This is a genomic window from Aggregatibacter kilianii, from assembly GCF_003129965.1.
GTDB classification, from domain to species: domain Bacteria; phylum Pseudomonadota; class Gammaproteobacteria; order Enterobacterales; family Pasteurellaceae; genus Aggregatibacter; species Aggregatibacter kilianii_A.
The window spans coordinates 1-20,708 of sequence record NZ_NRCJ01000003.1; the positions used below are offsets into that span (position 1 = coordinate 1).

At 42.2% G+C, this 20,708-nt stretch carries 22 protein-coding genes and 4 tRNA genes; 15 read left to right on the top strand and 11 right to left on the bottom strand.

What is annotated here, in order from left to right; translation table 11 throughout:
- Nucleotides 1–86 precede the first annotated feature (86 nt).
- The 5 genes from DK430_RS02545 to DK430_RS02565 all read left to right on the top strand — a co-directional run bounded on the left by DK430_RS02545 (nt 87) and on the right by DK430_RS02565 (nt 3,054).
- Nucleotides 87–539 carry a hypothetical protein gene (locus DK430_RS02545; RefSeq protein ID WP_109077559.1) on the top strand — a complete coding sequence of 151 codons (453 nt, stop codon included), beginning with the start codon at nt 87–89 and terminating at the stop codon, nt 537–539.
- A 66-nt stretch (nt 540–605) separates the two neighbouring features.
- A complete protein-coding gene (locus DK430_RS02550) occupies nt 606–947 on the top strand; it encodes a hypothetical protein (RefSeq protein WP_109077560.1) in 342 nt (113 codons plus the stop codon).
- Nucleotides 948–1,315: 368 nt separating this feature from the next.
- Nucleotides 1,316–1,930, top strand: a complete 615-nt coding sequence (locus DK430_RS02555; RefSeq protein WP_109077561.1) for a hypothetical protein — start codon at nt 1,316–1,318, stop codon at nt 1,928–1,930.
- 186 nt (nt 1,931–2,116) lie between these two features.
- Nucleotides 2,117–2,416 (top strand): RHS repeat domain-containing protein, encoded by a 300-nt coding sequence (locus DK430_RS13500; RefSeq protein ID WP_109077562.1) that lies wholly within the window; start codon nt 2,117–2,119, stop codon nt 2,414–2,416.
- Nucleotides 2,329–3,054 (top strand): hypothetical protein, encoded by a 726-nt coding sequence (locus tag DK430_RS02565; protein WP_162616798.1) that lies wholly within the window; start codon nt 2,329–2,331, stop codon nt 3,052–3,054. Before DK430_RS13500 ends, DK430_RS02565 begins: the two co-directional genes overlap by 88 nt.
- A 97-nt stretch (nt 3,055–3,151) precedes the next feature.
- On the opposite strand, the gene DK430_RS02570 is transcribed toward DK430_RS02565, so the two are convergent.
- Nucleotides 3,152–3,544, bottom strand: coding sequence for a hypothetical protein (locus DK430_RS02570; protein WP_109077564.1), 393 nt, complete (start codon nt 3,542–3,544; stop codon nt 3,152–3,154).
- A 28-nt stretch (nt 3,545–3,572) separates the two neighbouring features.
- Entirely contained in the window at nt 3,573–3,878 is a 306-nt protein-coding gene (locus tag DK430_RS02575; protein ID WP_109077565.1) for a hypothetical protein, read from the bottom strand.
- 412 nt (nt 3,879–4,290) lie between these two features.
- On the opposite strand from DK430_RS02575, the gene DK430_RS02580 reads away from it, so the two are divergent.
- Nucleotides 4,291–5,025, top strand: coding sequence for a hypothetical protein (locus tag DK430_RS02580; RefSeq protein ID WP_109077566.1), 735 nt, complete (start codon nt 4,291–4,293; stop codon nt 5,023–5,025).
- A gap of 150 nt (nt 5,026–5,175) precedes the next feature.
- On the opposite strand, the gene DK430_RS02585 is transcribed toward DK430_RS02580, so the two are convergent.
- The 3 genes from DK430_RS02585 to DK430_RS02595 form a co-directional block, all read right to left on the bottom strand.
- Nucleotides 5,176–5,262: transfer RNA gene (locus tag DK430_RS02585), tRNA-Leu, on the bottom strand.
- Between the two features lie 30 nt (nt 5,263–5,292).
- Nucleotides 5,293–5,366, bottom strand: a tRNA-Cys gene (locus tag DK430_RS02590).
- A 7-nt stretch (nt 5,367–5,373) separates the two neighbouring features.
- A tRNA-Gly gene (locus tag DK430_RS02595) sits at nt 5,374–5,449 on the bottom strand.
- 241 nt (nt 5,450–5,690) lie between these two features.
- On the opposite strand from DK430_RS02595, the gene DK430_RS02600 reads away from it, so the two are divergent.
- The 3 genes from DK430_RS02600 (at nt 5,691) to trxA (ending at nt 8,238) form a co-directional block, all read left to right on the top strand.
- Entirely contained in the window at nt 5,691–6,800 is a 1,110-nt protein-coding gene (locus tag DK430_RS02600; RefSeq protein WP_109077567.1) for a methionine biosynthesis PLP-dependent protein, read from the top strand.
- A gap of 23 nt (nt 6,801–6,823) precedes the next feature.
- Nucleotides 6,824–7,819 carry a 2-hydroxyacid dehydrogenase gene (locus tag DK430_RS02605; protein WP_109077568.1) on the top strand — a complete coding sequence of 332 codons (996 nt, stop codon included), beginning with the start codon at nt 6,824–6,826 and terminating at the stop codon, nt 7,817–7,819.
- Between the two features lie 95 nt (nt 7,820–7,914).
- Nucleotides 7,915–8,238, top strand: coding sequence for a thioredoxin (gene trxA / locus DK430_RS02610; protein ID WP_109077569.1), 324 nt, complete (start codon nt 7,915–7,917; stop codon nt 8,236–8,238).
- Nucleotides 8,239–8,355: 117 nt separating this feature from the next.
- On the opposite strand, the gene rluC is transcribed toward trxA, so the two are convergent.
- Entirely contained in the window at nt 8,356–9,315 is a 960-nt protein-coding gene (gene rluC / locus DK430_RS02615) for a 23S rRNA pseudouridine(955/2504/2580) synthase RluC (protein WP_109077570.1), read from the bottom strand.
- 474 nt (nt 9,316–9,789) lie between these two features.
- Here rluC and rne point away from each other — a divergent pair, with 474 nt between their 5' ends.
- Entirely contained in the window at nt 9,790–12,663 is a 2,874-nt protein-coding gene (gene rne, locus DK430_RS02620) for a ribonuclease E (RefSeq protein WP_109077571.1), read from the top strand.
- Between the two features lie 92 nt (nt 12,664–12,755).
- Nucleotides 12,756–12,845, top strand: a tRNA-Ser gene (locus DK430_RS02625).
- 233 nt (nt 12,846–13,078) lie between these two features.
- On the opposite strand, the gene DK430_RS02630 is transcribed toward DK430_RS02625, so the two are convergent.
- Entirely contained in the window at nt 13,079–13,477 is a 399-nt protein-coding gene (locus DK430_RS02630; protein WP_109077572.1) for a DoxX family protein, read from the bottom strand.
- A 103-nt stretch (nt 13,478–13,580) separates the two neighbouring features.
- The gene (locus DK430_RS02635; RefSeq protein WP_204352504.1) at nt 13,581–15,347 is read right to left on the bottom strand and encodes a protein-disulfide reductase DsbD; all 1,767 of its coding nucleotides are present in this window, start codon (nt 15,345–15,347) and stop codon (nt 13,581–13,583) included.
- A 166-nt stretch (nt 15,348–15,513) separates the two neighbouring features.
- Here DK430_RS02635 and DK430_RS02640 point away from each other — a divergent pair, with 166 nt between their 5' ends.
- From DK430_RS02640 to arcA, 4 genes are all read left to right on the top strand, one after another.
- On the top strand, nt 15,514–16,074 hold the full coding sequence (locus DK430_RS02640; protein ID WP_109077574.1) for an LOG family protein: 561 nt from the start codon (nt 15,514–15,516) through the stop codon (nt 16,072–16,074).
- A 221-nt stretch (nt 16,075–16,295) separates the two neighbouring features.
- Nucleotides 16,296–16,562 (top strand): type B 50S ribosomal protein L31, encoded by a 267-nt coding sequence (locus DK430_RS02645; RefSeq protein WP_005559134.1) that lies wholly within the window; start codon nt 16,296–16,298, stop codon nt 16,560–16,562.
- Nucleotides 16,563–16,571: 9 nt separating this feature from the next.
- Nucleotides 16,572–16,712: a type B 50S ribosomal protein L36 gene (gene ykgO, locus DK430_RS02650; RefSeq protein WP_109077575.1), complete on the top strand. Its 141-nt coding sequence runs from the start codon at nt 16,572–16,574 to the stop codon at nt 16,710–16,712.
- Between the two features lie 263 nt (nt 16,713–16,975).
- Nucleotides 16,976–17,683: a two-component system response regulator ArcA gene (gene arcA / locus DK430_RS02655; RefSeq protein ID WP_109077576.1), complete on the top strand. Its 708-nt coding sequence runs from the start codon at nt 16,976–16,978 to the stop codon at nt 17,681–17,683.
- A 98-nt stretch (nt 17,684–17,781) separates the two neighbouring features.
- Here the strand turns inward: arcA and oppF are convergent, their stop codons facing one another.
- Genes oppF through oppC form a run of 3 tightly spaced genes read right to left on the bottom strand, consistent with a single transcriptional unit; the run spans nt 17,782 to nt 20,708 of the window.
- Nucleotides 17,782–18,780: a murein tripeptide/oligopeptide ABC transporter ATP binding protein OppF gene (oppF, locus tag DK430_RS02660; RefSeq protein WP_109077577.1), complete on the bottom strand. Its 999-nt coding sequence runs from the start codon at nt 18,778–18,780 to the stop codon at nt 17,782–17,784.
- Nucleotides 18,777–19,760 carry an ABC transporter ATP-binding protein gene (locus tag DK430_RS02665; RefSeq protein ID WP_109077578.1) on the bottom strand — a complete coding sequence of 328 codons (984 nt, stop codon included), beginning with the start codon at nt 19,758–19,760 and terminating at the stop codon, nt 18,777–18,779. Before DK430_RS02665 ends, oppF begins: the two co-directional genes overlap by 4 nt.
- A gap of 9 nt (nt 19,761–19,769) precedes the next feature.
- A complete protein-coding gene (oppC, locus tag DK430_RS02670) occupies nt 19,770–20,708 on the bottom strand; it encodes an oligopeptide ABC transporter permease OppC (protein WP_109077579.1) in 939 nt (312 codons plus the stop codon).

Sequence of the window (20,708 nt, forward strand, 5' to 3'; positions counted from 1 at the left end):
AGGTTTGAAACGGCTTACGCCGTTTGTGCCTTATATCTCCGCCCTGAAGGACGGAGTTTTACGGCACGTTGGATAAAAGAAAATATATGGTAATAAAATTAGTACCTGAAAAAGTAGATTTTTTAGTATCGACCACTGATCTTAAAGTTATTTATACAGAGTCAAATGGGGTTAAACTATATGTAGATGTTCAGACGTATGATGATTTTGAGGTAAATAATTATCGAAAATTGGAGGTTCATTTTAGTGTGGTTGCAGAGGTTAAATGTACAACCTTAAATTTTTTTGAAAATCATTATAATGATTTTCAAATTGAAAATTTTAATGAAAGAGTTAGGGAAATAGATTTTTGGAAGGAAAATAAATACCATCCTGATCCTCTTTTTTATCAAGTTGCAGACTCAGGAGTTTTGAATAAAAAGGGTAAGATATTTGACCCCAATAATAAACTTGGCTTAAAACATTATCTGATTATTGGTTATGATAGTTATGTGGAGGTAATAGCCTCAAGATATCAAAGTGCTTTTTTGGATAATTAATAAGGCTGTATTAGGCTAGCATAACTGCTAATTTAATATGACCTCTAAATTAATTATAGGTGACATATGTTGAATCAAAAAGTTATTTCTTTTTTAAAAGAAAAAAATTGGTGGTATCAAGATGAAAGCGTTGATTATCGAGATGCATTGTCTAAACTTGGTGTAGATATGAATAGCGATTTTATTCAGTTTTATTTACATGCCGAAGATGGAGCAACTTTTTATAGCCGTGGGAAAGAAATATACCAGCTGGGATGGTTTCTTATTAATACAAATTTATTGCGGAATCTATACTCAATTAATAAATTGTTAGATTTATCAGAGGATTATATTCCATTGGATAACTTTGAAGGTGAAAATGGTTTTTTTATAATGATAAAACTGCTGAAGTCTTTCATTTTAAACTAAGTGAATAAGATAAGGTTATTGGAAAATGGTCAAGCTTTTCTAAATTTATTGAATGGTATTTTGATATATAATCATCAATGATATTTGGGTGTTGCATTTTATTGGAGTGTAGTGGATTTTTTATTGATCTAAGTTAAAAATGAGCTAGAGACTGACGCTGTTTTAATTTCAAAATTAGAATGGCTCGGTATATATATTTGAAAAAATGGTCTAACTTTTGATGGCACATGTTTCTAACATGTGCTGTTATTTTATCTGGTTATTATAATTTAAGAGTTAAAGGATATTAAAATTTAAGATGGAGTATGAAACAACATTAAGACAAAAATTAAATCAAAAACAAAGTAAATATAGTTAGGGGCGGGTTTATGAATTTAGAAAATATATTGCCAGATTTAGTGAAATGTTTTTATTTGAGCGAACCGATAGATGGCGAGTTAGAATATTCAGAAATGCCGTTAAAAGTTAATGCTGAGGATATTTCTGGTCAATTGTTGGAGTACTATCAACATCTTTCTTTTGAAGGCGATTGTTATTTTGGCGATCAACTTTTTGGTATGATACTCTTTCCTGCGCTATCAGAAAGTACTGAACCAGAGGCATGGGCATTGCAAGCTAATGAAAGATTTCAAAATCGTGATTATATTATTTTTGCTGCTACGATTTCGGATGATATTATTTTTTGTGATATTAGAGATGAAAAAAATCCTGTATATGGTCTCATTTCAGGAGACGATAAAGCTATTAAATTAAGTGATTCCTTATTTGATTTTTTAGTTTTTTATACTAAGTTAACAAAATTACAAGTCATTGAATTTAAAAAAGAGATATATGCCAATAAAAATCTTGATTACAAGAAGGATTTTATAGAAAGAGTCTATTCACTGATCAGCAATGATTTTTCTAAAAATGTAGATGGATTGGTTGAATTTATACTTAGCGGAACGTTACATTTAATAGATATCAATAAAGAGAGTCATTAAGTCCGATATGGTGCAGTGTGCCTTTTTATTTTATATCAATTGATTGCGATGCTTTGTGTTATATAAAATTGTCCTTAAAAAATAAGGAATAACACATAAGAGTGTGGTTAAAATTCAAGATGTTTCTTAATCCAAAAACACTTAGAAAATTCATTACACTTTTATAGTTAATTATTAACTATTACAATGACACTTCGACGAGGCGAAACCTTCAGTTTCCACTATGACAAACTGACGCGTCTGACTGAGGTAAGAAATAGTCAGGGGGATAGCTATCGTTATGAATATGACAAGGCTGGTCAATTAATCAAAGAGACGGACTTTACGGGAAGAGCAAGACGTTACGCCTATGATATTGCAGGCAGATTAATCCGCCGAACTCAAGTTGACGGCAGTGTGTGGAAACCTACGCATATGATGTGGAAGATAAGTTACTTTCCTGTCAGACATGGCTGCCGAAGTATCAAAAAAATAAGGTCCAAATAATTGGAAAAACACCGGAGAAACTGACCGCACTTTTAGATGATATCAATCTTGAGGGTTATGGACTTGCCCATCAGATGAGCTATTCTTATACGAAGAAAACAGGACAACTGAGTAAAACCGTCAACACACAATACCTTCCTTTCAATGCGACACACATCACCGAGTTTGAATACGACGAACAACATCGCTTGATTGCGGAGATTCAGGATGGTGAACGGGTTGAAGTCGAATTAGATAAATACGGCAGACAAACTGTCCTTCTGTTACCGAACGGCAAATCCGCCGCTTCGACCGACGCACAAAGTGCGGTCAGAATTTCGCAAGGATTTAACCGGTACGGCGAACTGACGCAATTCCAAGTTAACGACCACAACCCGCTGACACTCGGCTACGACAAACTGGGCAGACAAACCAGAAAACAGAACCAAAACGGTTTTATCCTTGCCGAACACTTCTCACCATCAGGCTTACTGCAAGCGCAAGGCGGTGGTTGGCATAATAACCTGACTGAAGAGCAACTCGATAACTACCAACCGAATCACACCTACCCGATAGCGGGCACCCAAATCAGCCGTAAATGGCAATATGACAAGGCGTTTAATCTGATGCACACACAGGATAGTAGAGTCATAGAGTAGCTTTTCGTCTTTAAACTACAAAAAATCCTTCCGTTACTACATTACTTGCCAAAACAATAAATAACCGGTCATAGTTAAACTTAATGTTTGTTCTTAATTATTTTGTGGAGTTAAAATAATTTGAAGATGATGGGGTAAATAGAAGAATTGCAATAATTCCGTTATATAGCAACTTTACTACAATAGCCTTCATTTCAAATTCGCCTAGTAAAGTAATGCTTATGTCAAATATAGCAATAAGGATAAATAGGATTCTTGCCCATTTTTTGCCGGCGAATATGCCTACAGAAGCAATCCCCGGCAGCATGACTAATATTATATAGACGATAGCGGATAACAACGGTGGCAAAAACGGTATGCTTTCTGAGATTGTAGAAAAAAACTCTCCAGGGGGCGTATAAATGGTGTGTGCTACAAAGACAAATATACTTAACAGCGCTACTACAGTATAGATACCTCCTGCTATATTAACAGACCAAGGTGATTTCATGAGACCTCCTGAAGAGTTGATTGATAAGTTATTCGTCTTTCTCAAAAGAGATCTGTTTTGAGCTGTAAATTAGAAGTGGCATATAAGAAATAATGATAAATGATATCAGCCCTATATTCATTTCAGGACCAACAAGGCTGATGTAAACCGCAAGAAGTGGAATCATGACAACCAACCAGAGCAAAAAAGCCAGTAATGTCTTTTTCACAGGACCTTTACGAAGTTTTATTTTTTTGTTGCAGTGCGGACAAGATTTTATCCCCATAAAACCTTTAAATGCAGTCCCTTTTATGGATTGGTTGCAATGTGGGCAAGGTAAAGTTTGAGTTAGCATTTAAGTTTTCTCCTATGTATGTAGTTTGCTTTTATTCTAATCACTTGGCTGAAAAAAACAATAAATGTATTAAGTGCTTTGAATCCTTCTGATTTTATAAAGTGCTAGAAAACTCAACTGCACTTTAATTGCTATAAAAAGGTTATACGCATCCTGAGTAAATCAGTATATAATCTGCACCCGTGCTTATTGCTTCGTTATGATTGTGTATGTTCAAGATGTGGTGCAGATAGACTGGTATCCAAGGATTTCAATCGCTGAGATTCTTAGGTCGAGTCTATTCACATACACTTCTTTCTCGTTGAGTTTAATTATTGTGTAACGAATGCGAGCATCCATACTGTAATCAATTTTGAGGCTATGTAGTTAGCAAATAGAGAGTAATTGCTGATATTCATTTAAGGAACAAAGAATGAGAATGTTATTTAAACTATTTTTATGTATGAGTGTGATTTTCTTGTCTGCCTGTAGTTCAAAAACCTCTTCAGGGGATGAGAAAATTATGGCCGTAGTCACCGCACCAAATGGTAATCTTTACGTGTTGACAGAAACACTTGATTATGAGTTTCCAAAATCTAAGGGCAAAGATATTAAGTTGTTTTTTGAATTATCCCCGGTGTTTGCTGAGATCGGACAGCCGATTAGTGCACGTATGTGGGTAAAGGAGCGTAGCGTCGATTTTTCATTTAATGACGCCATATTAAGTGTTTATAAAGAAGAGAATCAAAAATTTTCCAGAAAAGATACGGCAGAAATTAAGGGTTTCTATGCTAAAAATAATAAAGCCAAACAGCTTTTAAAACAGCTTGAAAGAATGGTTAAGAAGGATCGTTCAATGAAGTTAGTCGTTGAGCATGAAACTAATGAAAAAAATATTGTAGACTATACATTTAACGTGAATAAGAAAGGAGATGATAAAATTAGAGGTCGAGTTGTAACACTTGCTAATCGAAAGGATATTATCAAAGAATATCAATCTTTTCCCGGTAATTTTAAAGAATATAGAATTAATATCTTTTATGAGCCAAGCATAGTTGGAAATCGATTGTTTGGTGCTCAAGTCGAAAAAGAGAAATTAACTTCCGGTGAGGCTATTGTGTTAAGAGGTTGGAGACGTATTATTCCAATGAACGTTAATGTAAGATGATTTTATAATTCGTCACTAGTGGGGCTGATTTAGCGTTAATCGCTAACATTGGCCTTTTTTATTTATATAATTTGGGATATGGAGACATATCAAATTCCGGACACAAAAAAAGCCGCTTATGCGACTATCTTTTTTTTATGAGGTTTTAAATGGTGCCCGAGGCCAGACTTGAACTGGCACGCCTCGAAAGGCGAGGGATTTTAAATCCCTTGTGTCTACCGATTCCACCACTCGGGCTGAGTGATTTGCTAACTGCATGGGGTGTTATGGAGGCGTGTCCCGGAGTCGAACCGAGCTACATGGATTTGCAATCCAGTGCATAACCGCTTTGCTAACACGCCGTGATTTTGGAGCGGGAAACGAGGCTCGAACTCGCGACCCCGACCTTGGCAAGGTCGTGCTCTACCAACTGAGCTATTCCCGCGTTTGCTGTTAGTGCGGTGCATTTTACTGACTTATCTAAAACTGTCAATAAACAATTCAAAAAATCAGTGAGTTTGTTGAAAAAAAATGCAAAAGCGCAAAGAAATCCTGAATTTAATTTTAGTTTGTGCAATCAACGGGTTATAAAATTTCCTTTTATAGAATGGCACTTTGTGCCAAAATGAAGCACATTTTTTATTAAAAAGTGCGGTATAAAAATATTTTATTTTCGCGGAGGATTTATGACACAAGAATATGCGATTGACACCTTATTAGCCCAAGCAGGAAATCGCACCGACGAGCGCACAGGCGCCGTTTCCACCCCAATTTTCCTTTCTACCGCTTACGGTCACCACGGTATTGGTGAAAGTACCGGTTTTGACTATACCCGAACCAAAAACCCAACCCGTGCCGTGCTAGAAGAAACCATTGCACGGTTAGAAAAAGGCGAGCGCGGATTTGCCTGCTCCTCGGGGATGGCGGCAATCCAATTATTGATGTCATTATTTACTTCTCCTGATGAATGGATCGTTTCCAGCGATGTTTATGGCGGGACTTATCGTTTGTTGGATTTCGCTTACAAAAATACCCACGGCGTTAAACCGGTTTATGTGAACACCGCCTCCGTACAAGACATTGAAGCGGCGATTACGCCGAATACCAAAGCGATTTTTATTGAAACGCCATCTAATCCGCTAATGGAAGAATGCGACGTGGATGCCATTGCAAAAGTCGCCAAACGCCACAATTTATTACTTATCGTGGATAATACGTTTTTAACGCCCGTCTTGTTCCGCCCGATGGAACATGGTGCGGACATCGTCATTCATAGCGGTACCAAATATATTGCGGGGCACAACGACGTTTTAGTCGGTTTAATCGTGGCGAAAGGGCAGGAACTTTGTGATCGTCTATTTTATATTCAAAATGGCGCCGGTCCGGTGTTGTCGCCGTTTGATTCTTGGTTAACCGTTCGTGGTATGAAAACCTTGGCGCTACGTATGCAACGTCATCAGGAAAATGCTAAAGCGATTGCAGAGTTTTTGCACCGACAACCGCAGGTAAAAGATGTGTTGTACCCAAATAAAGGCGGAATGTTGTCTTTCCGTTTACAAGATGAAAACTGGGTTAATCCTTTCTTAAAAGCGATTAAGCTCATTACCTTTGCCGAAAGCCTTGGCGGTACGGAAAGTTTTATTACTTACCCGGCAACCCAAACCCACATGGATATCCCCGAAGCGGAGCGCATTGCGCGTGGGATTACCAATAATCTTCTGCGTTTTTCCGTCGGATTGGAAAATGCCGAAGACATCGAAGCGGATTTAGCGCAGGCATTTGCACAACTTAAATAAACGTCATGTATTCGGAGGGCAAAATGAAAGTTGCGGTATATAGCACGAAAAGTTACGACCGAAAATATTTAGAATTAATTGATGCTAAGTATGGTTTGGATCTGGAATTTTACGATTTTATGCTCAGTGAACGCACCGCCAAAATGGCGGAACATTGTGAAGCCGTGTGTATTTTCGTGAATGATGACGGCAGTCGAAAAGTATTGGAAAAACTCGCCGCACTTGGGGTGAAAATCATTGCTTTACGTTGTGCCGGGTTTAACAACGTCGATTTAAAAGCGGCGCAGGAACTGGGACTGACCGTAGTTCGCGTGCCGGCATATTCGCCGGAAGCGGTGGCGGAACATACGGTGGGCTTGATGATGACTTTAAATCGCCGTATTCATCGTGCTTATCAGCGTACCCGTGAAGCTAATTTTTCATTGGAAGGCTTGATCGGTTTTAATATGCACGGGCGCACCGTTGGTGTGATTGGTACAGGTAAAATCGGCATTGCCGTCATGCGTATTCTGAAAGGCTTCGGTATGCACATTCTGGCGTATGACCCGTTTAAAAATCCCGTAGCGGAAGAGTTAGGCGCAGAATATGTTAGTTTGGACGAAATTTATAAGCGCTCCCATGTGATTACATTACATTGCCCGGCAACACCGGAAAACTATCATTTATTGAATCACGAAGCTTTTGCCAAAATGAAAGACGGCGTGATGATTATCAACACCAGTCGCGGTACGCTAATTGATACCAAAGCCGCAATTGATGCGCTAAAACAACGTAAAATCGGTGCGTTGGGCATGGATGTGTATGAAAATGAAAGAGATTTATTCTTTGAAGACAAATCTAACGAAGTGATTCAGGATGACGTGTTCCGCCGTTTGTCTTCTTGCCACAACGTATTATTAACGGGGCACCAAGCCTTCTTGACGGAAGAAGCGCTGACCAGCATTGCCGATGTGACCTTATCAAATATTTATGCGGTCAGCAAAGGCAAGACTTGCGACAATGTGGTTTTGCCTTCTTAGCTTTTAGCAATTAAACTAATTTGTGCCATTCGCGTAGTGCTGTGCTATTATGCGCGAACACTTAAGCAGTAATAGTAAACAAGTAAGGAAAGAAAATGAGCGAAGTATTACATTCCAGCGACGCAACGTTCGTTGCAGACGTATTAAATTCAGAAGTCCCGGTATTATTAGATTTTTGGGCGCCATGGTGCGGACCGTGCAAGATGATTGCCCCGATTCTTGATGATTTAGCGGCAGAGTTCGACGGTAAAGTAAAAATTGTGAAAATCAATATCGACGACAACCAAGCTACTCCGGCACAATTCGGCGTGCGTAGCATCCCAACATTACTGTTGTTTAAAGACGGTAAGCCGGTAGCGACACAAGTGGGTGCCTTACCAAAAAATCAATTAGCTGCGTTTATCAATCAAAATATCTAATTGTTAAATAAGTAAAAAACGCCAAGCATTTCGCTTGGCGTTTTTGTATTACGCGATCTAAAAGTGCGGTCATTTTTCGAGGCGTTTTTAAAACGCCAGGAAAATATACCGCACTTTTTATTTCATCTCGCGCAACCGTTTCAAAATACCTTTCATCTTTTCATCCAACGGCGCGGTTAGGCGTAACGTTTCGCCACTGTGCGGATGTTCAAAACGGATGGAATAGGCGTGTAAAAATAAACGATTTAATCCCAGTTCCGCCATTTGTTGATCAAATGCTTTATCGCCATATTTGCTATCCAATGCAATAGGATGCCCCACATATTGGGTATGCACGCGAATCTGGTGGGTTCTCCCTGTGACCGGTGAGGCTTTCACCAAGGTGGCGTTGGCATAGCGCTCTTCCACAGAAAAACGGGTTTCCGACGGCTTGCCTTGTTCACTGACTTTCACAATACGTTCACCACCGGAAAGTTCATTTTTTAAGAGTGGTGCTTGAACGACTTTGCAATGAGATTGCCATTGACCGCGCACCAGTGCCAAATAATCTTTTTGCACGGTTTTTTCGCGCAGTTGTTCATGCAAATTGCGCAACGCCGAACGCTTTTTGGCCACCAATAAAATACCCGAAGTGTCGCGATCCAAACGATGTACCAGTTCTAAAAAACGCGCTTCCGGGCGAAGGGCACGCAAGGCTTCAATGACGCCGAAATCCAATCCGCTACCTCCATGCACAGCAATACCGGAAGGCTTATTAAGCACCAGCAAGTAATTGTCTTCAAAAATAATGTGTTGCTCTAATTGGGCGACTTTAGTGAGCTTATTGGAAATCGTATCCTGTGCCTTTTCTGCTACACGCACCGGCGGAATGCGCAACACATCCTCCGCCTGTAATTTATATTCCGGCTTGCTTCTGCCTTTGTTCACCCGCACTTCACCCTTGCGCACAATGCGATAAATCAGACTTTTCGGCACACCTTTTAAGCGCGCTAGTAGGAAATTATCCAATCGTTGACCGGCTTCGTCATCGCTGACGGTTAAAAATTGCACGCTGGAGTTGATGATTTTTTCACTCATAAATGTTCATTATCGTATTCGTTATAAATTTCGGCAGGCATGATAGCACATCGTGCTATGGCTTTGAATGTCGCAAGGAATATTCGCCGAATCATGATAACTGCCTTGCTAAAAATCCCTATTCAGGCGATAATAACGAGCATTTTTAAGTGTTAAAAAACGCTTAAAAATAAATACGTTATCATTGATGAGATATCATGCGGCGTTTGGCGTAAGACATTGATAGGTCAGTGATTTTTTAGCATCAAAAATGGACGTTGGCTTGCAAACCTTTTTATTTATAGGCTTTGTTTTATTAAAACGTCGGCATTTGACGGATTTTAATAAGGTAGTCAATGCACCCAGCAGATGACGGTCGGGAAGACAGACATTCTGCGACAGACACGAGGTCGATTACTAAGCGTTACTATGAAAAGTGCGGTCATTTTTGGTGGAGTTTTTAGGGTTAGCCCTTTTTTATAAAAGAGAAAACGAATGAAAAGAATGTTAATCAACGCAACTCAAAAAGAAGAGTTGCGCGTCGCGTTAGTCGATGGACAACGCTTATTTGACTTGGACATTGAAAGTCCGGGACATGAACAGAAAAAAGCCAATATTTACAAAGGAAAAATCACTCGCGTTGAGCCGAGTTTGGAAGCCGCCTTTGTCGATTATGGCGCTGAACGTCACGGTTTTTTACCGTTAAAAGAAATTGCGCGCGAATATTTTCCGGCGGATTATGTCTATCAAGGGCGCCCGAATATTCGTGATATTATCTCGGAAGGACAGGAAGTCATCGTTCAGGTCAACAAAGAAGAGCGCGGCAATAAAGGCGCGGCGCTGACCACCTTTGTCTCCTTGGCGGGAAGTTATTTGGTGATCATGCCGAATAACCCGCGTGCAGGCGGAATTTCCCGGCGCATTGAAGGCGATGAACGTTTAGAGTTAAAAGATGCTTTGAGTTCTTTGGACGTGCCTGAAGGCGTCGGTTTAATCGTGCGTACCGCAGGCGTCGGCAAATCGCCGGAAGAATTGCAATGGGACTTGAAAGTGCTGTTGCACCACTGGGAAGCCATTAAACAAGCCTCACAAAGCCGTCCGGCTCCGTTTTTAATTCATCAAGAAAGTGATGTTATCGTACGTGCGATTCGCGATTATTTGCGTCGAGACATCGGCGAAATTCTCATTGATAGCCCAAAAGTGTATGAAAAAGCCAAAGCGCACATTAAATTAGTGCGTCCAGATTTCATTAATCGAGTGAAATTGTATCAAGGCGAAGTGCCGTTATTCAGCCATTATCAAATTGAATCACAAATCGAATCGGCGTTCCAACGTGAAGTGCGCTTGCCTTCCGGCGGTTCTATCGTCATTGATGTCACAGAAGCATTGACCGCCATTGATATTAACTCCGCACGTTCTACCCGTGGCGGCGATATCGAAGAAACCGCATTAAACACCAACCTCGAGGCCGCCGATGAAATTGCCCGTCAGCTACGTTTGCGTGACTTGGGCGGTTTAATCGTTATCGACTTCATTGATATGACGCCGGTTCGCCATCAACGCGAAGTGGAAAATCGTATTCGCGACGCGGTGCGTCAAGATCGTGCGCGTATTCAAATTAGCCGTATTTCCCGCTTCGGGTTGTTGGAAATGTCCCGTCAACGTTTGAGTCCGTCTTTGGGTGAGTCTTCTCATCACGTTTGCCCGCGTTGCCAAGGCACCGGTAAAATCCGCGATAACGAATCTCTTTCCCTTTCCATTTTGCGTTTGCTGGAAGAGGAAGCGTTAAAAGAAAATACTAAACAGGTTCACACCATCGTGCCCGTCCAAATCGCCTCTTACTTGCTGAATGAAAAACGCAAGGCGATTCATAGTATCGAAAAACGTCATGACGTGGATATTATCGTCGTGCCAAATGAAGCCATGGAAACACCGCACTTTAGCGTATTCCGTGTGCGTGATGGCGAAGAGATCAATGAGTTAAGTTACAACTTGGCGAGATTACATCAGGATCAGGATGAAACCTTTATTGCCGAGGAATCTTTGGTTTCCCGTAATATTGACGCGACGCCGGCAGAAACGCCAGCAGTGGAAAGTGCAGCGGTGTCTTTGGCAATTACCATGCCTGCGCCGGAGCCTGTTGAGCGTAAAGAATCAAGTGGTCCGTCTTTGTTAAGCCGTTTAGTTTCTGCGTTAAAAGGTTTATTTGCTTCCGAGCCGAAACAGGAAGAGCAGAATAAGAAAACTCGTAGCAACAATAACAGAAACAGCAATAATAACCGTAATCGTCGTAATCAGGAGCGTCGAAATAATCGCCGTTCCCGCAGTGATAATGCGGAAAGCGTAGTTGATGAACAAAATACGGAGAAGTCCGAAACCCGCAGTCGAAATCAGGAGCGTAACGCCAAACGTAGCCGCAAGCCTGAAGTGATTGAAGAGGTGGTAAAACCGGAATCATCAGCGACGGTTGAAGAAAAAGCCGAGCCGACACAACGTCGTCAGCGTCGTGATTTGCGCAAAAAAGTGCGACTCAATGAAGAAGATGCTGGTGTGGTTCAGCCGGTTCAACCGAAAGTTACGCAACTTACTGAGGATGTAATTGCTGAGTCGTCAGCTGATGAATTGGCTGCAACAACAGCAACAGATGTAGCGGATGTGGAAACTGAAGGGGATAAATCATTGCGTGATAGTTCTCGTCAACGTCGCTTACCGCGTCATTTGCGGGTGAATAATCAACGCCGTCGTCGCAATGCGCAAGAAAAATCACCGATGCCATTATTTGCAGCAGTGGCTTCGCCTGAATTAGCAAGCGGTAAAGTCTGGATTGAGATGCCGCAAGGTAATCAACCGAAAGAAAACAGTTTTTTGTCCGTTGATGAGCTACTTGAACAACAAAATCAATCCGGCGAGCAGGAGCAGAGCATTACTGTTCCGGCGCTAGATATGATTGTTGAAAAAAGCAAAAATGACGTCCAACCGCTAACGGAATTTATTACCCAACCGGCAAATGATTCTGTTGAGAAAAAAGTACAGGCGTCATTACAACGTTTAAGTAATAATGTAGTATCCGCACCAACGGAGGCCGCAGCAGCAAGCGCCGAATTGCCACCGATTTCACCGGAGGTGAAATTCATGGCGGATATTGACCGCACTTTTAGTTTTACCGGACGTGCAGGCACTTTTTCTGCCGTTACGCACACCAAGGCGGAAGCGACATTAGCGAAAGCTTCCGATGAGCGAATTACGGTTTATCCGATACATGAATGGCAGGAATCCCGCTATTATTTCTACGGTAAGGGCGCGGCAGGGCATCACACGGCAATTAGCCATGTTTACGCCGAGCCGACAAAAGCCGAGGCGTTAAAGTAATCGCCTGAAAATAAAGCAGTTAAATAGAATCTTTTATTTAACTGCTTGACTTGATGTAGCAAAGTCCGTATTATTCACCACGCTCAAAACACGGAGGAATGGTCGAGCGGTTGAAGGCACCGGTCTTGAAAACCGGCGAGGGTTTACGCCCTCCCTGGGTTCGAATCCCAGTTCCTCCGCCATTTTCAAAAAAGGCGCTAAGTGGTAAACTTAGCGCCTTTTTGTATTACTCATTTTTCTGCATTGTGTTATTTTTCTGATGGAAATATCCCCCTTTATAAACGATTTCTATTTGTTGGCGGCAAACGCGTTAACAACTAAAAGGCATTGGAAATTAACCGCACTTTTATGCTATTGGCAGACAATAAAAAAGGATTAGGTTTTGCCTAATCCTTTTTACGTATTGTGTGAGAGGTTATTTTTTACCGATTTTGTTATCCAATGCGAAAGCACCGGCGCCGGCAAAAACAAAATAGAGGAAAATAAAGCAGTATAGAAATGCAGGTTCGCCGCCGTTTGCTAATGGGAACAGGAAGGCTTTTGGTGCATGGAACATGAAATAGGCCACTGCCATTTGACCGCTCAATAAGAAAGCGGAAACGCGGGTGAATAGACCTAAAATCAATAAAATACCAAATACCAATTCGATAACGCCGCCAACGCCCATTAATGAAGCCAATTCTACGGAGCCGTTACCGCCGGTCATGGAAACCGGGAATTCCCAGAATTTTGCAGTAGCGTGTAACACGAATGCATAGCCTGACGCGATGCGTAATAAGCCTAAAAAGTAATTGCTATATTTGTTTAAAAACATTTTTTCTTCCTTAAATAAAATAATGAAAATTGAGGATGTGTATGCTAACAATAAATCTAAAAGAAAAAAACAAGAAAAATAGAAAAGGATTTTTTCTTATCGGTTAATGATTCGCGTTTTTTGCCGCCACGAATGTTTGTAAAAATTCATCGCTATCGAGGAAACCGGTAATGCGATGAGACGAGATTTCTTTGCCCTGTGCGTTAAAGAAAATCAGCGTCGGTAACCCGGTGACGTTCAGTTGCTTCATTAAAGTGCGGTTGTTTTCGCTGTTGTTTGTCATGTCGATTCTTAACAACAAAACCTCTTTTAACGCATTCTGCACCTTGGCATCCGTAAAGGTTTTATGTTCAAATTCCTTGCACGCCACGCACCAATCTGCATAGAGATCCAGCATTGCCATTGCTTTTGGATTTTGCGCTAACACCTGCTGAAGTTCTTCATAGCTTTGTACTTGTTGAAATTCAAGTGAATTTTTGACCGCACTTTGGGCTTCCGTATGCTGTGTATTATTTTGCCAAATCCATGTTTGTAATGGTTGTGCCAGCGTAATGGCAGCGACCAAGAAAATAATGCGAAAAAACAAACCGATACCATGAGAACGCATTTGTGTGGCAAGCCAAACAAAGAAACTCACGCCAAGTAACGCCCAGAGCCGGGGCTCCCAGACTGCCGGAATGACGCGGGCAAGTAGGAACACCGGCAACGCCAACATCACAAAGCCGAAACCGATTTTTACATTTTCCATCCATGCACCGGATTTCGGTAGGATTTTATTGCCGAACACAGTAATTAAAATAAGCGGCAACCCCATGCCGAGCGCCAATAAATACAAGGTTAATGCACCGATCACAAAATCACCCGATTGTGCCACATAAAGTAACGCGCCGGACAGTGGGGCGGAGGTACAAGGCGAGGCGACGAGCCCCGCGATAGCCCCCATGACAAACACGCCGAAAAACGCACCGCGCTTTTGTTGTTGGCTTAGTTGGGTAAGCTTGGTTTGTAACGATGGCGGCAGTTGCAGGGTAAACACGCCGAACATGGAAAGTGCCAATAAAATAAAGATAAAAGACAAGCCTATTAATACGTAAGGGCTTTGCAATGCCACTTGGAACGGTAAACCAATAAGTACCACCAATAAGCCCAGTAACGTATAAGTCAGCGCCATGCCTTGTACATAAACGAAACTCAAGGCAAACGCGCGCCAAGTATTGCTGTTTTCTGCTCGACTACCGATGACAATTGCCGATAACAACGGCAACATCGGTAACACACAAGGGGTGAATGCCAAGCCGATACCTAAAACAAAAAACCATAATATGGCGTATTTGCTCTGGAATAGGCTGTCGGCGAGTTGATTTTGTTGCGATGAAAAAACACTTGGATTTTCGACCGCACTTCGGTTGTTTGGCGCTTCCGTTTGTACCGTCATCGCCGATTGCGATATTTCACCGAGCGTAAATTGCTTGGTTTCCGGCGGATAGCAAAAGCCCTGAGTGCAGCCTTGATAGGTCACGGCGAGCACATCTTGCGGTTTGCCGTTAGGCAATGCCAGATTCAGAGCAAGCTGATGCTTAAAAATGTTCACCGAGCCGAAATAGGGATCTTCATATTGTTCCGCTGTACTTAAAAAGTGCGGTTGGCTTTCAACGGGTTGTCCATTCAGGGAAAACTCCAGTTTATCCTGATAGAGATAATAATTTTCGACGATTTGCCAATTTAACGAAAGGTGATTGTCTCGGCGTTCAGCCTGAAGCTGAAATGCCTGATCGACCGGCAAATATTTCGGTTTTTGGTTAAATAAATCCACCGCTTGCGTACTCAATGCAGCAAAAAAACAGAGGACAGAAAAGAGAAATTTCTTCATAAAATAATTGCGATTATCTTCCATAAAATGTCGCTCATTCTAGCACTACGCAAAATGAATTGCTGTAAAATATCGTGCTTTAACGTGATATTGCGCCTATTGTTGTCATTTATTCGGCATTGAATTCGGCGTAAAATTCACCAATAAAAAATAGCAGAGGGAATAAATGAATATTACGGTGTATTGTGGTGCGGCAATTGGCTATATTGAAGCCTATAGACAAGCGACGGTTCGGTTGGGCGAATGGATTGCCGGAAATCAACATACCTTGGTTTATGGTGGCGGCAAGGCGGGCTTAATGGGCGTATTGGCGGATGCTGTGTTATCTAACGGCGGAATGGTTATTGGTGTGATTCCTGAATTTTTACAAGCACGCGAATTGGCGCATCTTGGTTGCACGGAAATTATCATCGTGGATTCCATGGCGACGCGTAAAGCAAAAATGCTGGCATTAGCCGATGCCTGTATTGCCTTGCCGGGTGGTCCCGGTACCTTGGAAGAGATTTGTGAAGTCTATTCTTGGGCTCGCATCGGGCAAAATCCTCATCCTTGTATTTTATTCAATCAGAATGGTTTTTATGAGCCTTTAAAAATGATGTATCAAAGCATGGTGACGGCAGGTTTTCTAACACAACCCCATTTTGATAAATTGCTGTTTAGTGATGATCTTGTTGAAATAGAACACTTTATTAAAACTTATCAAGTGCCTGAAATTCGTACTTATTAATCTGTACATAAACATGCAATTCACAAAATAACATCATTTTTTATGAGAATTAAGTTGTCCTTTTCTTGTGTCTTTTGACGACATTTTCTTTTCTCTCGTTTCTATTTTAGATTTTATGAGGTTCTTATTTTTTATTTAAAAATAAGTTTGCTTCTGCAAAATTTTTTGTGTAAGATGGCGCGTATTGTTATTTTTCATCAAAAAATAAGGATTGCAGAAAAATGAAAAAAGGTATTCATCCGGAAAATTATCGCACCGTTCTCTTTTACGATTCCAACGCCAAACAAGGCTTTTTAATCCGCTCCTGTGCCAGAACCACGAACACCATGAAATGGGAAGACGGCAAGGAATATCCGGTTTTTATGTGTGATACGTCCTCCGCATCGCACCCCTTCTACACCGGCAAAACCCGCCAAGTCGCCAATGAAGGTCGCGCCAGCGATTTTGCTAATCGTTACGGCAAGTTCGGTGCATTTAAATCAAAATAAGGACGTCTCATGCAAGTATTATCTTCATTAAAAAGCGCGAAAAGCCGTCACCCCGGCTGCAAAGTGGTGCGTCGTCACGGCGTGGTGTATGTAATTTGCAAAGAAAACCCGCGTTTTAAAGCGCGTCAGGGCGGTAAGAAAAAACGTTAAAAAATGTGTTCTTGTTTTTGTGTGTAAATTTGAACCTTGTGTTCAATTATCCTCCGATGATTTCTTCCATTGGAGGATTTTTTATTTTGGCAACAAGAGGTTGAAGTGCGTCATTTTATGACTTAGATCATAAAATCAAATTCTAATACACCTAATTTTGCATTTTTTTATTGTTACAATAATGTTGCAACTATAAAATGGAACTTATTTAAAATCTAACAGCCTTATGGAAAAGCTATAACGACAAAAGTAAGGATTTGCCCATGCAAACACCACGAATTTTAATTGTTGAAGATGAAACGATCACCCGAAACACCCTGAAAAGCATTTTTGAAGCGGAAGGCTACGAAGTTTTTGAAGCCTCCGACGGTAGCCAAATGCATCAAGTGCTTGATACCGAAGATATTCATTTGGTTATTATGGACATTAATTTGCCGGGTAAAAACGGCTTAATGCTTGCCCGAGAATTGCGTGAAAATGCCGACATCGCCCTGATGTTTTTAACCGGTCGGGATAACGAAGTGGATAAAATTCTCGGCTTGGAAATCGGTGCCGACGATTACATCACCAAACCTTTCAACCCGCGTGAATTGACTATTCGCGCCCGTAATCTGCTACAACGCACTATGCAGGAAAATCAGCGCGCGCATCATGTGGAGCAATATAAATTTAACGGTTGGACGTTGGATCTAAACAGTCGTACGTTAATTACACCGGAAGGCGAAGAGCGTAAATTGCCGCGTAGCGAATTCCGCGCCATGTTACATTTCTGCGAAAATCCGGGCAAAATCCAAACCCGTGAAGAATTGTTGAAGAAAATGACCGGACGTGAGTTAAAACCGCAAGATCGTACTGTGGATGTGACGATTCGTCGTATTCGTAAACATTTTGAAGATCATCACGACACGCCGGAAATCATCGCCACCATTCACGGCGAAGGATATCGCTTCTGTGGCGAGTTAGAATCATAAAAAAGAAAATCAGCGCATGATGCGCTGATTTTTTTATCTTGAATTAATAAAAGTGCGGTCGAAAAAAATAATGTTTTTTCCGACCGCACTTTTTTGCGTTAAGAAACCTTCAGGCAAGCTACGAAATGGCTGTTATTTTCGCTGTTAAATGCCGGTTTTTGTCGGGCGCAGGATTCGTCCGCGAGAACGCAGCGGGTACGGAAAACGCAGCCGGAAGGCGGATTAATCGGCGAGGGCAGATCACCTTCCAGTAACTGAATAGATTTATTGCGTTCCAGTTTCGGATCGGGAATCGGTACCGCCGACATCAAAGCCTTGGTGTAAGGATGCTTGGTGTGCTTATAGACCTCATCATCAGTGCCAAGCTCCATGGCATTGCCCAAATACATCACCAGCACGCGATCGGAAATGTGTTTCACCACGGCAAGATCGTGCGCAATGAAAATCAGCGACAAGCCCATTTCTTTTTGCAGGGATTTCAGCAAATTTACCACTTGCGCCTGAATGGATACGTCCAACGCAGACACCGGTTCATCGCAAATAATCATTTTCGGTTCGATAATTAACGCGCGGGCGATACCAATGCGCTGACATTGTCCGCCGGAAAATTCATGCGGATAACGGTTAATCAGGTTCGGCAGCAGTCCCACTTTTAACATCATCGCCTGCACTTTTTCTTTGACTTGTGCTTTACTCAAATGCGGTTGATAAATTTTCAGCGGTTCGGCAATGATTTCGCCGATGTTCATACGCGGGTTAAGCGACGCCAGCGGATCTTGGAATATCATCTGAATGTCTTTACGGGTGTCATGCCATTGTTTTGCCGACTGTTTGCGTAAGTCTTTGCCTAACCACAAAATTTGCCCTTCGGAGGCTTCCACTAAGCCGATAATCGCGCGTGCCAGCGTGGATTTGCCGCAACCGGATTCGCCTACCACGCCGAGCGTTTCGCCGGCATAGAGTTTGAAAGACACGTCTTTTACTGCTTTCAGGGTTTGCGGTTTGGCAAAGAACAGGGATTTATCATTTTTAATTTTGAAGCTCACGCCGAGATGGTTTACTTCTAACAGCAATTTTCGTTCCAATTGTTCGCTCATAGGGCAAATTCCTCTGCAGGGATCCAACAATTTCTCAGTCGCCCGTCATGAAGTGCGGTCAGTTTTGGCGGCGTTTTTTGACATTGCTCTGAGGCAAATTGGCAACGCGGCGAGAACGGGCAGCCCTGTGGCAAATGCAATAAATTCGGCGGATTGCCGGGAATGGTGACCAAATGTTCTTCATCCATATCCAGACGTGGAATGGCGTCCATTAAGCCGATGGAGTAAGGATGGGTCGGGTGATAAAAAATCTGTTCCGCATTGCCGTATTCCATAGTCCGCCCGGCGTACATCACCAACACATGATCGCAAATACCCGCTACTACGCCGAGATCGTGAGTGATCATAATAATCGCCGTATTAAATTCATGTTTCAGTTCATTTAACAGGGTCATAATTTGTGCTTGTACGGTGACGTCCAATGCGGTAGTCGGTTCGTCGGCGATTAACAGTTTCGGGCGACATAATAACGCCATGGCAATCATTACCCGTTGGCGCATACCGCCGGAAAATTCATGGGGAAACATGCCCATACGTTTCTTGGCTTCCGGCATTTTTACCGCATCCAACATTTTTACCGATTCGTTAAAGGCGGTCTGCTTGTCGTAGCCTTTATGCAGCATGAGCACTTCCATTAACTGTTCGCCGATTTTCATATAGGGGTTCAGCGAGGTCATGGGATCTTGGAAAATCATGGAGATCTGTTCTGCACGAATCTTGTTCAGTTTCGCTGTGGGCAAATTTACCAGCTGAACTCCGTCAAATAGGGCAGAGCCTGAAACCATGCCGTTGGCGGCAAGCAGACCCATCAGCGCAAAAGCGGTTTGCGATTTGCCGGAACCGGATTCGCCCACGATACCAAGGGTGTGCCCTGCATCTAGGGTAAAATTCAGATCGTTGACGGCGGTAACGATGCCGTCCGGGGTTTTAAAACTGACATGTAAATTTTGCACATCCAATAAGTGCGTTGAGTTTGTCATGCGCAGCTCCTAACGGTCTTTCGGATCGAGGGCGTCGCGTAGCCCGTCACCGATAAAGTTAAAGCAAAAAAGGGTTAAACAGAGAAAGAACGCCGGAAAAATCAGCAGCCAAGGCGACACTTCCATTTGCGCCGCGCCATCGCTTAATAAAGCGCCCCAGCTACTCATCGGCTCTTGTGTGCCTAAACCTAAAAAGCTCAGGAAGGATTCAAATAAAATGAAACCCGGCACTTCAAGGGAGGCATATACCGCCACTAAACCCAATACGTTTGGAATAATGTGTTTGAAAATGATTTGCCGACGCGGTACGCCGCATACGATTGCCGCTTCTACGAATTCTTTATTTTTCAGGCTAAGGGTTTGTCCGCGCACGATCCGCGCCAAACCAAGCCAGGCGATAGCGCCGATAGCTACAAAAATTAGGAAAATATTCTGTCCGAATAAGGTCACTAATAGAATGACAAAAAACATGAACGGAAAAGAACTTAAAATTTCCAGAAAGCGCATCATCACCATGTCGATTTTGCCGCCGAAATAACCGGAAATGGCGCCGTAAATGGTGCCGATTAAGACGGATATGAGCGCACCGGCAATGCCGACCATCAAGGAAATACGCCCGCCGATAGCCGTACGCACCAAAAGGTCGCGCCCGGAAGAGTCCGTACCGAAGAAATGGTAACCTTCCGTCGTCGGCGCTACGCTCATCATGTTCCAGTCGGTGTCTTCATAGGTAAAAGGAAAAGCGAGTGGGGCAAAGGTAATAAACAGCACAATCACGAACAACATGATTAAACTTGCCACCGCCGCTTTATTACGGAAAAAACGGCGTTTGGCATCCTGCCACAGGCTGCGTCCTTCCAGTTGCATTTCATCCATGCGTTCAGCCAGTTGTTCAACGAATTCGGTATTTTTTTGATTTATAGGTTTTACACCCTTATTTTTCGTCAT